The organism is Desulfomicrobium norvegicum, assembly GCF_900114595.1.
GTDB classification, from domain to species: Bacteria; Desulfobacterota; Desulfovibrionia; order Desulfovibrionales; family Desulfomicrobiaceae; genus Desulfomicrobium; species Desulfomicrobium macestii.
Genome location: NZ_FOTO01000004.1, coordinates 281,016 through 295,317, shown reverse-complemented (window position 1 = coordinate 295,317; position 14,302 = coordinate 281,016). Strand labels below are relative to the sequence as shown.

Annotated in this window: 14 protein-coding genes and 1 pseudogene; 9 read left to right on the top strand and 6 right to left on the bottom strand. The window is 59.3% G+C overall.

The annotated features are described in order from the left end of the window. Positions 1-90: 90 nt before the first annotated feature. From BMZ24_RS08830 to BMZ24_RS08820, 3 genes and pseudogenes are all read right to left on the bottom strand, one after another. Positions 91-345 (bottom strand): annotated as a pseudogene (locus BMZ24_RS08830) (hypothetical protein); the annotation flags it as partial. 290 nt (positions 346-635) lie between these two features. Next, positions 636-1,790, bottom strand: a complete 1,155-nt coding sequence (locus BMZ24_RS08825; protein ID WP_244150314.1) for a Fic family protein — start codon at positions 1,788-1,790, stop codon at positions 636-638. A gap of 152 nt (positions 1,791-1,942) precedes the next feature. Next, complete coding sequence (locus BMZ24_RS08820; RefSeq protein WP_092191345.1) at positions 1,943-2,263, bottom strand: putative quinol monooxygenase; 321 nt, start codon at positions 2,261-2,263, stop codon at positions 1,943-1,945. A gap of 405 nt (positions 2,264-2,668) precedes the next feature. Here BMZ24_RS08820 and modB point away from each other — a divergent pair, with 405 nt between their 5' ends. The 7 genes from modB (at position 2,669) to BMZ24_RS08785 (ending at position 8,188) form a co-directional block, all read left to right on the top strand. Beyond that, positions 2,669-3,340, top strand: a complete 672-nt coding sequence (modB, locus tag BMZ24_RS08815; protein ID WP_192623993.1) for a molybdate ABC transporter permease subunit — start codon at positions 2,669-2,671, stop codon at positions 3,338-3,340. 47 nt (positions 3,341-3,387) lie between these two features. Then, positions 3,388-4,170 (top strand): ABC transporter ATP-binding protein, encoded by a 783-nt coding sequence (locus BMZ24_RS08810; protein WP_092191461.1) that lies wholly within the window; start codon positions 3,388-3,390, stop codon positions 4,168-4,170. A gap of 124 nt (positions 4,171-4,294) precedes the next feature. Beyond that, positions 4,295-4,990, top strand: coding sequence for an ATP-binding cassette domain-containing protein (locus BMZ24_RS08805; RefSeq protein ID WP_092191342.1), 696 nt, complete (start codon positions 4,295-4,297; stop codon positions 4,988-4,990). Positions 4,991-4,998: 8 nt separating this feature from the next. Continuing rightward, a complete protein-coding gene (modA, locus tag BMZ24_RS08800; protein WP_092191341.1) occupies positions 4,999-5,712 on the top strand; it encodes a molybdate ABC transporter substrate-binding protein in 714 nt (237 codons plus the stop codon). 3 nt (positions 5,713-5,715) lie between these two features. Then, on the top strand, positions 5,716-6,378 hold the full coding sequence (locus BMZ24_RS08795; RefSeq protein WP_092191339.1) for a molybdate ABC transporter permease subunit: 663 nt from the start codon (positions 5,716-5,718) through the stop codon (positions 6,376-6,378). A 19-nt stretch (positions 6,379-6,397) separates the two neighbouring features. Continuing rightward, a complete protein-coding gene (locus tag BMZ24_RS08790) occupies positions 6,398-7,120 on the top strand; it encodes a Rossmann-like domain-containing protein (RefSeq protein WP_341864726.1) in 723 nt (240 codons plus the stop codon). A gap of 117 nt (positions 7,121-7,237) precedes the next feature. Further along, positions 7,238-8,188, top strand: coding sequence for a transporter (locus tag BMZ24_RS08785; RefSeq protein ID WP_092191335.1), 951 nt, complete (start codon positions 7,238-7,240; stop codon positions 8,186-8,188). 59 nt (positions 8,189-8,247) lie between these two features. On the opposite strand, the gene BMZ24_RS08780 is transcribed toward BMZ24_RS08785, so the two are convergent. After that, positions 8,248-9,384 (bottom strand): TOBE domain-containing protein, encoded by a 1,137-nt coding sequence (locus BMZ24_RS08780; protein ID WP_092191333.1) that lies wholly within the window; start codon positions 9,382-9,384, stop codon positions 8,248-8,250. Between the two features lie 171 nt (positions 9,385-9,555). Here BMZ24_RS08780 and modA (BMZ24_RS08775) point away from each other — a divergent pair, with 171 nt between their 5' ends. Together modA (BMZ24_RS08775) and BMZ24_RS08770 are read left to right on the top strand one after the other, a co-directional pair. Beyond that, the gene (gene modA / locus BMZ24_RS08775; protein WP_092191331.1) at positions 9,556-10,305 is read left to right on the top strand and encodes a molybdate ABC transporter substrate-binding protein; all 750 of its coding nucleotides are present in this window, start codon (positions 9,556-9,558) and stop codon (positions 10,303-10,305) included. A gap of 159 nt (positions 10,306-10,464) precedes the next feature. Further along, complete coding sequence (locus tag BMZ24_RS08770) at positions 10,465-11,616, top strand: iron-containing alcohol dehydrogenase (RefSeq protein ID WP_092191329.1); 1,152 nt, start codon at positions 10,465-10,467, stop codon at positions 11,614-11,616. Positions 11,617-11,746: 130 nt separating this feature from the next. On the opposite strand, the gene BMZ24_RS08765 is transcribed toward BMZ24_RS08770, so the two are convergent. Next, a complete protein-coding gene (locus BMZ24_RS08765; protein WP_092191327.1) occupies positions 11,747-13,135 on the bottom strand; it encodes a sigma-54 interaction domain-containing protein in 1,389 nt (462 codons plus the stop codon). A gap of 163 nt (positions 13,136-13,298) precedes the next feature. Then, positions 13,299-14,243 (bottom strand): (2S)-3-sulfopropanediol dehydratase activating enzyme, encoded by a 945-nt coding sequence (hpsH, locus tag BMZ24_RS08760; protein ID WP_092191325.1) that lies wholly within the window; start codon positions 14,241-14,243, stop codon positions 13,299-13,301. Positions 14,244-14,302 lie beyond the last annotated feature (59 nt).

Here is a 14,302-nt window from a genome sequence, read left to right as displayed (position 1 = left end):
GCCAGGCGAATCATCGAAACAGGCTCAATGCCTGTTTCGATGGTCCGCCGGAACTTCAATATGCCCGGACGCGTGCGGCCTGATCTTCTTTTCGGAAAAGCTTTGCACGCCTTGGGCAAAAATGACCCGGGCCTGATGATCGATGTGCAAACCTCCCAGCGCGCGGCACATCTGGTGCGTGAGGGCGCATTCCTCATTGTCCATCTGAGAGGTTCCCAGCTGGAAATACGATTCCCAACGGTTCACGTCCTGACCCTTGTCGTTCTTGAGGATGAAGTCATTGTCGCGCGTGTTCTTGATCTTGTGCACGATGCGGTCCAGCATCCAGTCCCAATCCTTCTCTTCCCTGGTGATTCTGTAGACTAACTTGATTGACCGTATAAAAGTTAATTGATTTAAACTTTTTGTGGCTCAGAAAATTAAAATTGGGGGCCAATCCTGGTGTTTGTGCCTCAGATGTGAGGTACAAACGAAAATTGCGACTCACAATCTCGCTTTTGTGAGTCGCCATACGGTGATACCGACTGGAAAAATGAGGAAACAGAGGCCCTGAAGACACCCATTTTTTCCGACTCAAATATGCATGACAAATTCATTTGCGACTCATTTTTTTAACAAAATGAGTCGCAAAATCATTAAACCGACCCTCTTTCTTCCATGCCTTCCGTAATGACGAGCAGCGCCTCGTATCCCAAAACTGCCGGCTTACTCCCTACCTGTTCCTCCAAAATCATGAAGAAATCATTGTCACGCAGAACCTTCAGGATACGTATGGCCGTGGCTTTGGGGATGCCAGACTCGTTGTTGAAGGATGAGGAGGAGAAAATCGGTCGTGAAAAAATGAAGTCCATAGCTTTCTTGGCGTGCTGGGATCTGATGAGTTCCAGGGCACGATCCAAAGACTGCTCATACAGAACCAGAATCGCCTTGGCCTTGCGCAGGTTCTCCTCGGCCTGGGACTGCAAGGCCTCCAGGAAGAACTGGCACCAACCGGTCCAGTCTCCGACCCGAGAGACTGCCAGGAGTCGTTCGTAGTACTCGTCCCGCCGGGCCTCCAGGTAGGCGCTGATGTAAAACATGGGCCGCTGCAACAGATTGATGCTGCAAAGGTACAACGGCACGAACATCCGACCCAATCGCCCGTTGCCGTCCAGAAAAGGATGTAGAGCTTCGAACTCGGCATGCAATATGGCCAACTGCACCAGACGGTCCTGATAGTCCGCGTGGATGAACTGCTCCCACCGTCCCATGGCTTCAGGCAGCTTGTCCGCGGAAATAGGCACGTATTTGGCCTCTTCAATGGAACATCCATACGAACCAATCCAGTTTGGCACCTTGCGGTACTCACCCGGTGACTTGCTCTTCCCCCGCACCCCTTTCATGAGCACGGAATGGGCCTCCTTGAGCACCCGCTGGCAGAGAGGCAGATCGTCCATCAATTCCACAGCCCGGTGCATGGCCTTGCGGTAATTGAGCACTTCTTGAATGTCCGCCGTCCGCTCCGCCACTCGATCTTTGGGCTTGATCCCCGCCTCAAATTCCAGCACCTCCCCCATTGTCGCCTGCGTTCCCTCGATCCGCGAAGTCAGCACCGCCTCTTGGGTCATCATAGGGGAAAGCAAAACCGTCGCATTGGGAATGGCATTTAAGATCCCATCATACCGGGCCAAGGCTGCACTGGTGGACCCAAGTAGTGGAATCAGGCGATCCCACTCAAGACGTTTAGGAGGAAACTCCCCGGAATGGTAATGGACAGGTGAACTTGATTTCATATTCTGTTCGTAATCCATCAACTCCGATTACTCAACTCATGACAGCCATTGGAGATTTTCATGGGTGGCCGTGGAAATGAAAGATGTCCCTAGGTTGTTTCGCGGCGTCCACTTGAATAAATCCACTGTTACACCGCCGTATCGCGACAAAATTTGTGCAGGTGCGGCCCTCAGGCCTGCTTTTTCCAGACGGCGTCAGCGGGAAACAGATGGACACCCGTTGCAATCTCCAGAGGGCTGGCGAACCAATTTTTGGTGGTCTCCACCCAGCGAATGAAATGCGAGGTCTCCTTATGCTCTTCGAAGGCCCCGGCGCTGGCATAGACTTCGTAGAGATGCAGGCAGTTCTCGTTCTCGCTGTCCTGAACGACATTGAACAACAGACACGCGCGCTCGTTTTGCACTGACCCGCGTGCGTCGTCGAGCATGGCTTCCACGAAATCCTTCCTGTATTCCGGCTTGATGTGAACATTGACCATTACAGCGAACATGCCATTCTCCTAATGTTGTCGAGTTGCCTTGCGCCCTCTGCAAAACTCGGGACCGCATGCATTGAGCTACAGGCAAAGAGGCGGAGAGCGCAAGCAAAGTTGGGAATCAGCCGTCAGGGTCAAAATCTACACTCGGACAAACTTTACGTTTATGTCGCATAATGCAAATATGTAGCAATCCACATCGTAGCCCGTCCAAAAAGGAGCGGATATCATCGCATATCCCGGTCACGCTTTTCCGTGCTACCGTGACCGCCTTGTGGCCAACGGGCCGGAAAGCTAATGGATCTTATCGTCTGATCAAGCGGCGCCGGGGACAACTCACCTATCGGCCCGGTTGTTGCTTCAGAGCCGGCAAGCACCCACGGCGGAACACCGCCCAACCCTCGCCAACGGAACATGCGAATGGACATGACCTTTCTCTTCCCGGTGCAGCTCAGCCTGCGCGTGGCGGCTCTGGCCACCCTCACATCCCTGGTCTTCGGGGTGCTCTTGGGCTGGGTCTTCCACCGCTACCGTTTTCCGGGCAAGGAACTGCTCGATTCCATCCTGAGCCTGCCCATGGTGCTGCCGCCCACGGTGCTCGGCTATTACCTCATCGTGCTACTCGGCCGGAACGGTTTCGTCGGGCGCTGGCTGGAATCGACTTTCGGCGTGACGCTGATCTTCACCTGGCAGGGCGCGGTGATCGCCGCCGCCGTGGTTTCCTTTCCGCTCATCTTCAAATCTTCCCGAGCCGCCCTTGGCGGCGTGGAACGCAAGTACGAGGACGCGGCCCGGACCATGGGATACCCTGAATGGCGCGTTTTCCTGCGCGTTTGCCTGCCGCTGGCCGCGCGCGGCATTCTGGCCGGGACCATGCTCGCCTTCGCCCGGGCCATGGGCGAGTTCGGAGCCACTCTCATGATCGCGGGCAACCTGCCCGGCCGCACCCAGACCCTGTCCCTGGCCGTGTACAGCGCCACCCAGGCAGGTCACGACGACCTGGCCGCGCAGCTCGTGCTGCTCATTTCCGTGCTCTGCACCCTCATCCTCTGGGTTTCGGGGCGGCTCCTGACACCACGATGGCAGGCCTGACCATGTTCGTGATCAGCCGCACCGCAAGCTCCCATCCCGAGGCATCCATGCACCCACGGACCGCACCGCAAGCAACGGCCCGGACCATCTCCTGCGACATCGACACGCGCGTGACCGCTCCCGGCGCCGAGTTTCGCCTGCGGGCCCGCTTCGAGGCGCCCGGACGACGCATCGCCCTCTTCGGCCCCTCGGGTTCCGGCAAGAGCCTGACCCTCATGGCCCTGGCCGGACTGCTGCGGCCCCAGCGCGGCCGCATCGAGGTCTGCGGCCGCACCTTCCTCGACACCGCCTCCGGCGTGAACGTCCCGGCCCGCAAGCGCAACATCAGCATGCTCTTTCAGGATTACGCCCTCTTCCCGCACCTGACCGTGCGCGACAACGTGTCCTTTGGCCTCAAGCCCATTTTCGGCCCCCTGAAGGCGGCGCACCGCGAGCGCGTGGACGAACTGCTGGAACTGTGCGGCCTGACGGCACTGGAAGGCCGACGCCCCGCCCAGATCTCCGGCGGCCAGCGCCAGCGCACGGCCCTGGCCCGGGCCCTGGCTCCAAGCCCCGACCTGCTCCTGCTGGACGAACCCTTCACCGCGCTCGACCAACCCCTGCGCGAACGGATGCGCGCCGAACTCTTCGACATCCTGGAGCGATTCGACATCCCCATGGTCATGGTCAGCCACGACCTCGAAGACGTGAACCATTTCGCCCAGACCCTGGTCGCCTTCGGCCACGGCCGGGTGCTCTCCGTCATCGACTACGAATCCCGACGCAAATCGGAGTCCCCCCGCCAGATCCTCGACCCCCTTTTCCTGGCCGCCCAGACGCAGGCCGGCTGAGCGGTCACGTTTCCCTCCCCGTGCGTGACCTCGTTGCCGCGCGATCCCTTCTTGCCCTAAAGCACAGACAAACACGGTCCGCTTCCCTTTTCCGTCCTTCGGACCGCAAGCGCTGGAGCAATGCATGGGACTTCACATCAGTCTTCGCAAACGCCTGCCCCATTTCGACCTGCGCCTTGACCTGGGCTGCGCCCGGGGGGAGCTGACGGCCATCGTCGGCCCGTCCGGAGCGGGCAAGAGCACGCTCATCCGACTCGTCGCCGGACTGGAGACGCCGGACTGGGGCCGCATGGAGCTTGGCGCAAGGACCTTCTTCGACAAGGCGGCCGGAATCGACGTGCCCACCCGCGAGCGGCAAGTCGGCATGGTCTTTCAGGACTATCCCCTCTTCTCCCACCTCAGCCTGGCCAAAAACGTGGCCTTTTCCTGTGCGGACCAGGGCAAGGTGTACGCCCTGCTCGCACGCTTCGGCATCCGGCACCTGGCCCAACGCAAACCAGGCACCGTCTCCGGCGGGGAGCGTCAGCGTGCGGCCATGTGCCAGGCCCTGGCTCGAGACCCGGCCATCCTGCTGCTGGACGAACCGTTCTCGGCCCTGGACGCGCCCACGCGCTCCGATCTGCGCGGTGAGCTTCGGCAACTGACCAGGCAGATGGGCATCCCCGTACTGCTCGTCACCCACGATCTGCACGAAGCCGCCGAGCTTGGCGACGCCATCTTCCCCATGACCGACGGCCGTCACGATCCGCAGTGGCTCAGCGATACCCTCTCGGGGGCGCGGCGCGCTTCCCAAAATCTTGCAACCCGCGTCTGCGCATAGGACCGACCATGAAAAAAACGCTGTTCACTCTTCTTCTCGTCTTCCTTGCCCTCCCCGCCCTGGCCGGAAACACCCTGCTCATCGCCTCGGGGGCGGGCTACAAAACCGTCGTCGAAGCCCTGTCCGAGGCGTACGCCAGGCAATCTGGCACCACGGTAGAGCGCATCTACGGCAACATGGGCCAGATCATCGGCCAGGCGCAAACCAGCGGGAAGGTCGACATGCTCATCGGCGAGGAGGGATTCCTGCGTTCTTCGGCCCTGCCCCTGGCCGAAAGCGCCCCTCTGGGCACGGGCAGGCTGGTCATGGCCTGGCCCAGCGGCAAGGAAGAACCGGCGGACCTGAAGTCCGCGACGGTCACGCGCATCGCCGTGCCGGACCCCAAACGGGCCATCTACGGCAAGGCCGCCAGGGAATATCTTGAAAACAGTGGGCAGGCAGACGCCCTGAAGGACAAACTCGTGGTCGTTGGCACCGTGCCGCAGGTCTTCACCTATCTGACGACGAACGAGGTGGACGCGGGGTTCATAAACCTCACCCAGGCCGTGGCGGTAAAGGACAGGATCGGCGGCTTCAGGGAGGTGGACCAAAGCCTCTACAATCCCATCGCGATCAGCTGCATCCGGCTTGAAACCTCCCCATCGCCCGACGTGGCCCGGGATTTCGCCAAATTTCTCGAAACCGGGACGGCCCGGAGCATCATCGCCGCCCATGGCCTGTAGGTCATGACGGAACTGTTGACCGATCCCAGGACCCTCGGCCCGCTCATTCTGTCCCTGAAGGTCCTGGCACTGTCCGGCGGCATCCTGCTCCCTCTGGGGGTGCTGCTGGCGTATTTCCTGTGCGGCAGACCGTGCGCCGCGCGTTCGGCGGTCGATTTTCTGGTGACCGTGCCGCTGGTCTTCCCGCCCATCGCCACGGGCTTCATCCTGCTCATGCTGCTGGGACGAAACGGGCCTTTGGGGCGCGTGCTGCCCATCGACGTGGTCTTCTCCTTCCCCGGCCTGGTGCTGGCCTCGGTCATCGCCGGACTGCCCCTCATGGTCAAACCCGTGGAGGCCGCCTTGCGCAGCCAGGGCAAACGCCTCTCGGAAGTGGCGGCTGTTCTTGGAAAAACGCAATGGCAGACATTCGTCCTGGTCCTGCTCCCGGCCATACGCAGGCCCGTGCTGAGCAGCTGGCTCCTGGCCCTGTGCCGTTCCATGGGAGAGGTCGGCATCACGCTCATGCTTGGCGGCAACATCATCGGCAAGACCAACACCCTGTCACTGGAAATCTACAATTGCGTCTTTACCGGAGAGCTGGATCGGGCCATGGTGCTGTGCGCCATCATCGCCACGCTGTCCGGCACGATGCTCTTCACCCTCAAACGCATGTCCGCAATCTGAACATGCCACGGAGAAAATGATGACTATTCTGGAACAGGTCCGCGCACGGGCAATCATTATATGGGACGCGGCCGGGCTCATGGATGAAAGCGTCGAGGTCACGGCCGCGCCGCTGACCGTCGAGCAGGCCATCGGCAAGCCGGAAGGACAGGACTTTCCGATCCAGAAAGGCAAGGAAAAGCTCATGGAAGCATCCTTCAAGGGCGCAAAGGGACAGGCCTTCACCGACACCTACGGCGATTACCGGGGAAGTCTGCGCGACATCGCCAGTCTCGACCTTGCAAAGCCCATGTCCCAGGCGATTTTCGTGGCCACCCTGAACGCGGTCATGCGCTGCGTGGGGCAAACCGAGTGCACCATCCACTGCAAGGACGCAGGCCCCGCCGAGTGTTCAAAGCTCATCGCCGGACACATTCGCGCCGCGCACGGCCAGCCGAAAATCGGGATGGTCGGATACCAGCCCGCCATGATCAAGGCCTTGAGCACCGAGTTTGAAATGCGCGTGCTCGACCTTGACCCGGACAACATCGGGCAGGTCAAACACGGGGCACTGGTCGAAGGCGGATGGGCCACCGAGGAAGTCATGCGCTGGGCGGACCTGCTGCTGGTCACGGGCACGACCCTGGCCAACGGATCCATCGACATGTTCCTGAATTCGAAACCGGTCATCTTTTACGGAACGACGATCGCCGGAGCGGCCAGCATCATGGGATGGGAACGTTACTGCCCGAAAAGCATGTAACGAAAACTGATGTGCATTTAAAAAACAGAATCACTCTTTCTCTTCAATTCGTGACGCAGTGGACTAAATCGACCTGAATGACGCATGTGTATCTCAACACTATAAAATGAGATACACATGCGCATTTTTTTCCTGACACTGCTTTCATCTCTTCTCTTTTGCGGAACGAGCGCTCACGCCGCCAACGCAACATCGCCAAAGCCTCTTGCTCCGATCACACTTCAGGACGGCATCGTCTTCGCGCCCATGAAGTTCGCCGTTATCGGCAAATACAACTATTATGATCAGCATCGAATCTACACAGGCGCATCCCAGGACGATCCCGGTTTCGGAAAGCGCAGGCGTACGGCTCACGCCGGGCAACTGACCTTCCGCGCAGGACTTTTCGAGGGTTTCGAGGCGCTCCTGACGGCGACCGCCTTCAACAAGGAACTCAAACGCGAGAACGCCAAGGGGATGACCGACACGAGCGACGTCCAGGGTCTGGGCGACATCCAGATCATGGGGCGCTGGCAGGCCCTGTCGCAAAAGAAAGGCGATCCTCTGTCCCTGGCCCTGGGGCTGGGGCTTGAAATTCCCACCGGCGACAGCGACCACCGGAATTCATTCGGTCCCCAGCCGTACATGGGCCCTTTCCTGCAACTGAGCACTGGGTCATGGAACCCCAAGGCCACCGTGTCCGTGACGCGCGTCTTCGGCCGCTCCCGCGTTGACGGACAGATCATGTACACCCTCAACACGGAGGGAATGCACGATCTGGAGAAGGGGGACCTGTTTCAATACAGTCTTGGCTACGGCTTCGCCCTGAACAGATACTTTACAGCCGGACTGGCCATGAACGGCGTACATCAGGAGAAAAACACACAGCAGGTTTCGCCCGGGGTGGTCAAGAAGGACTACAATTCAGGCTGTGACATGATTTTTCTTGGCCCGGAACTCAGCTGCAGGATCGAACCGCTGAACATGGTGCTGGGCCTGGCCGCGCCCATCCCCGTCTATGCCGACATGGGCGGAAGCCAGCCGGTGGAGGACTACCGCATCGTTGCCAAGCTGGCGGTGCAATTCTGAAAAAAAAGGGCCTGACGCCGCAAGACGTCAGGCCCACTCACCAAAAGGCGGCAGAGGTGTCATTCAAGAGTCAGGATCACCGAGAAGGCCTTGACCATGGCGCAGATATCGTCGCCGACCTTGAGATCGAGGTTGCTCACGGACTCGTCGGTGATGAGCGAAGTGATCTTGGTGCCGTCGGCAAGGTCCACCACCACCTCGGCCGCGATCTGCCCCGTGTTGACGGCCGAGATCCTGCCGCAGAACTTGTTGCGGGCGCTGGTCCTCAGCATGGAGTCCTCCTTGACCAGCACCACCCAGGGGGCCTTGACCGTCGCGATGACGGTCATGCCCATGGCCAGCCCCAGATTCTCGTAACTTTCCTTGGTGATGACGGACACGACCCTCAGACCCGAGGCGGTGGTCACCTCGACCTCGCTCAGAATCATTCCTTCGCGCACGGCGCTGATCTGACCCACGAACATGTTTCTGGCTGAAGTCTTCATCTTTTTTTCTTCCAAAATATAATGGTTCATGATGCGCCGGGTGTCGGCATCGGAAAAGCTGACGTACTGGGAGGACGGACTCTGGTGGCCGAGCATGGCGTCCACCACGACCAGCGGCACTCCGCCGCGCAGCAGCTCCACGGCCCTGGAATGACGGAGCACGCGAGGGTTCAAAAGCTCCCGGGGGATGCCAGTGCCAAGGCCGCGTTCGGAGAACTTGCGACGCACGTACCCCTGGTCCATGCGAAAAATCTGCCCCCGCAGCTCCATGCTCATGGGATGCTCGAAAAAGAGGACCAGGGCGTCCACGACCTCGATCGGCAGGGGGATTTCGCGGGGCGCGTCGCCCCGGACCATGACCACGCCCCGGGCGAGGTCAAAGTCGACGCAATCATCGAGGTCGAGGACCTCGCCAAGGCGCATGCCCGTGTAGCGCAAAAGAAGGAAAAGGAGCCAGATGCGAGTGCGCGCCTGACGGGTCCGCGCGTCGCGGGCCGCACGCAGCCATTCGCGAAAAGAGCGCGTCAGGGTTTCAAGCTGGCCGGGTTCGAGATACTTGACCGACTCGGGTACCTGAAAAATTCGGGCCGCCTTGGGAGCACGTTTTACCATACCCCCCGATTCGTCCAATCCCCGGCGTCTCATTTCATCCTGCGCCAGAAAGGACAGCTGAATCAATGTATTCGGATCAAGTTGGTCCAATTTGTGCATTTCTTCTCCCGCCAACATATTTTTGCAAATCACAAAATATTACACATCGAGCGATGCACGAAACGCAGCGCCCTGATCAATACAGTCACGCTTTATCATGCTTGCGTGACCATATTGCCAAACAGGGGATCTTCAGGCCAGTAAAAATGCAATCAAAAAAAGGAGAGCCCCATGAATTTTAAATCGTTGCATACAATTTTGTCGCTTTGCATTGTCCTCATGTCCACTCCCGCCATGGCAGGGGATCTGCTGGTCTCGGCAGCCGCCAGCCTGACCAACGCCTTCACGGAAATGAAGGAACCCTTCGAAAAGGCTCATCCGGGAACCTCCCTGGTCCTGAATTTCGCCTCTTCCGGGGCGCTGCTCAAGCAGATGCAGCAGGGCGCGCCAGTGGATGTCTTCGCCTCGGCCGACCAGGCGACAATGGACAGGGCCGAAAAGCTCATCGACCCGGGCACCCGCGTCAATTTCGCGGGCAACGCCCTGGTCCTGATCGTGCCCGCCGAAGGTGGCCTGCCCCTGAACGACGCGGCCGAACTCAAGGGAAAAGAGGTCAAGCTCGTGGCCATCGGCAACCCCGACTCCGTTCCGGCCGGGCGTTATGCCAAGGGCGCTCTGGAACATGCGGGCCTGTATGAGGCGCTGACCCCCAAATTCGTCCTGGCCGAGAGCGTGCGCCAGGCCCTCGACTACGTGGCACGAGGAGAGGTCCAGGCCGGATTCGTTTACGCCACGGACGCAGCCCTGCGCGCCGACAAGGTCAAGGTTACGGCCGAGGTCGCCGGCCACAAGCCCATCACCTACCCCGTCGCCCTGCTTGGAACGTCCGGGGAAAAGGAAATGGGCCAGGCATTCATTGACTTCGTGAAGTCGGAGGAAGGCCAGGGCATCCTGAAGAAATTCGGGTTTAAAAGACCCTGAATTTCAGGATGAGCATACCCCCGCGCCAATGATCCGTTGCACCGGATCATTGGCGCGTCGTTTTTTTACGCGGCTCAATTCCTGAAAAATCTCAAATCCCCTGCGGCAGGCCTGAATCTTGCTTTGTCCTGAATCGATAAAAAACATTCTGGAGCAAGCATGATTCACACATTTCAAACGGTCGGCAAAATCATTCACGGCAGAGGTTCCTCGGCAAGAATCGGCGATGAGGTCATGCGCCAAGGAGCGTCACGCGTTTTCATCATAGCGGGCGGGAGCAGCATCCGAAACGACTGCCACAAACCGCTCGTCGAATCCCTGGCACGACACGACATCCCGGTAGAAATATTTTCTGGGGTCTCCAGCGAACCGACCCCGTCGCTGGTTGAAGAGTGCGCGGCCAGTCTCAGAAAGTTCGGCGCGGACGCCGTCATCGGACTGGGAGGGGGAAGCGTCCTCGACACCGCCAAGGCAGCCTCTTTGCTGGCCATAAACGGAGGGCCCCTTGAAAAATACTTCGGGGTCGATCTGATCCCCGCGCCGTGTCTGCCAACCTTCCTCGTTCCCACCACGGCCGGGACCGGGAGCGAAATGACCTCCATCAGCGTCGTGGCGGATGTCGCGTCGAATTCGAAAAAAGCCATCGTCAGCGACCATCTCTTCGCCAGGGCGGTGGTGCTCGATCCGGAGCTGACCGTCTCCATGCCGCCACGCATTACAGCCGCCACCGGCCTCGACGCCCTCGTCCACGCCATGGAGTCCTACGTCAATCTCAGCGCCAGCCCGTTCACGGACTGCCACAACGTGCAGGCCATGGGCATGATCGCGGCCAGCATCCGGGAAGCCTACTCAAACGGCGGCAACATCGAAGCCAGGGAAAGCATGCTCTACGCTTCGGCCCTGGCCGGGATGGGCTTTTCCAACACGCAGAACGGAGTCATCCACGCCATCGCCATGGCCGTCCCGGCGACGCATCACATCCCCCACGGCGTTCTCGTCGGCGCGTTGGCCCCCATGGGCATCGCCTTCAACTGCCTGGCCAGCCCCGAGAAATACGCCCGGATCGCCGAAACACTCGGCTGCGATGCCGCTGGAAAAAATCTGGACGAGCGCGCACAAAGCGCCGCCGACGGTTTCAAGAGGCTGCTCTTTGATCTTGGCGTCAAGCCTGGCCTTGAAGCCCATGGGGTGAAGCGTGAGGATATTCGGGGCATCGCGGAACGCGCGGCCGCGACGCGGCGACTGATGGGCAACAATCCCCGAAAGGGAACCGCCGATGAACTGGAGAAGCTTATCGAAAGGCATTTCTAGGCAGAAGCGCACTCCGCGCCGACCTTACGCGGCATCATCCGAATAACACGGACAAGGCAACAAGCCTGCCAACGGCGTGCGCCATGTCAGACAATATCTGCGTCCGGATGCCGGGGCAACCGCCCCGGCGTCACTTTTTCTGGACCTTCCTGAAAATCGTGCTGCGATCGACCTGGAAAAGATCGGCGACTTTCTGCACCGAACCGTGAACTTCAAGGGCCTGCTGCAGAAAATCCCGCTCGATGTCGGCCATGATGTTCTTCAGCGAGCGCCCGCCGGTCAGGATGTCGTCGGTGTAGCACCGCTCGCGCGCCAGCCCCTCGGAGATGGCGGCGGGGAGGTCGCGCGGGGACACGAGGGTTCCCTTGTGGGTTATGACCAGGCCATGGATCATGTTCTGCAGTTCCCGCACGTTTCCGGGCCATTGGTAGCGTGACAGGATGCCCATGGCGACCTCCATGACGGCCATGCTCTTGCCGTATTTGGAGGCATAATAGCGCAGAAAATGCTCGACCAGGGGCCGCACGTCGTCGGGCCGCTCGCGCAGCGCGGGGATGGTGACCGTGGCCACATTCAGGCGGTAGAAAAGATCGCGGCGAAAGGTCCCCGTCTCCACGCACTCGGCCAGATTCTTGTTGGTGGCGGCGATGATCCGGACGTCCACCTTGCTCGGACGGCTCCCGCCGACGCGCATGATCTCTCCGTCCTGCAAGACTCGCAACAGCCGGGTCTGCATGGACAGCGGCAGCTCGCCTATCTCGTCCAGAAAAACCGTGCCTCCGTCGGCCAGCTCGAAATAGCCGGCCTTGCCCTTGCTCGACGCGCCGGTGAAGGCGCCCGGCATGTAACCGAACATCTCGGACTCGGTCAGGGTTTCGGAGATGCCGCCACAGTCCACCTTGAGAAAGATCTTGTCCTTGCGCGAACTGTGGGCGTGCGTGAGGCGCGCGAAGACATCCTTGCCCACGCCGGTCTCGCCGAGCAACAGCACGGAGGCATCGGTGGGGGCGACGGTCTGAAGCATGTTCACCACGCCCTGCATCGCCTCGCTCTCAAAAATCGGGGTCAGCGTCTTGCTGCGCTCCTGGGTGATATAGGCCATCTGCTCATGAAACTGCTCGATCAGATGGCGCTGTTCCTCCATCTGATCGTTGAGGCGCGTGATCATGGTGATATCGCGCACGAAGGTGACCACCAGACGCAAGGCCCCGGAATCATCGAATACGGGAAATCCCGACAGGACCAGCTTCTTCCCGTTCTGCAACTGCTGCACATGGGTGGCGGGCTTGCCGGTGCGAACTATTTCAGGATTCAGGATCTTGTCGAAGACTCCGTTCTCGACAAGGGTGCGCACCTGTTTGCCCTGCACCTGCTCCTGCTTGAGCCCGGTGAGCTGCTCGTACATGCGGTTGACACGCAGGGTCACGCCCGAAACGTCCGAGATGAACACTCCATCGGGAAGAGCATCAAGTATGTATTCAAAGTTCTTTGAAAGAAAATCCATGGAACGGTTTGGCATGCAAAAAATCTCTCACGGCTTAAAAAAAAAGGCAACCCTGACGAGCTGCCTTTTCATACAATACTATGTAAAATCAGAATATGACATCAAAATACCAACATAAATATCAATTTATGACGAAATGAATGATGCATAAATTCAAATCATAAATATTGCATCAATATTACTTAGTCACCTCAACCCTGTCTCCAAGAACGCTCCTGGCAGCATCAATCAGTCTCGGCATGACGGATTTATCCAGAGTGACTTCATCCATGGGCGGAACACGATCGAGAAAATGATATTTCTGTGTCCCAAGACGATGATAGGGAAGCATTTCATAGCGCACATTCGGGAATGGCTCCAGGAACCGCGCAATGGCGAGGATTGCTTCCTCCGAATCATTGAATCCGGGAATCACCGGAGTGCGGGCCAGAATCGTCTTGTTCGGGTCAAGCAGGGCGAGCTTCCTGAAATTGTCGAGAATCCGCTCGTTGGAACATCCGGTCTGCGCTTCATGAATCCCGCTGTCCATATGCTTGATATCATACAAGACGTAATTCAGATATTCGGACGCGGCCTCCAGCGTCTTCCATGGAACCATGCCGCACGTCTCCACCGCCGTCTTGATCCTGCGACGACGCGCATCGCGCAGCAAAGCCAGGGCAAACTCGCCCTGCATGAGCGGCTCCCCTCCGGACAAGGTCAATCCGCCGCTGGATCTGGTGTAGAACGCCGCATCCTGCTCGACAACCCTCAGCACGTCATCGACGCTCCGCTCCTGCCCGTAGACGATAAGCCCCTGCGACGGACACGCTTCGGCGCAATTTTTCGGACATCCGTCACAAAGCGTGCGGTCTATGCGCAGCGTGTCGTCGGCCTCCCGTATGATCGCTCCGCGCAGGCAGGCCTGCAGACAGCGCGTGCATTTGGAGAACGTGAGGCAACGACCGGCATTGAAGGCCAACTCGGGTTCGCTTTTTTGCGACTCGGGATTGCTGCACCAGTTGCAGGACAGGGGACACCCCTTCAGAAACACGATGGTCCGAATCCCGGGGCCGTCGTGCACGGAATATTTCTGGATGTTGAACACCAGACCTTTCTTCTTTTTGTCTTCTAGCGCGCTCATGAGACTCCTCGATGGTTTACGCGATGGGGAGGACCGGCGGGCGGTCCCGGCGCCAATTC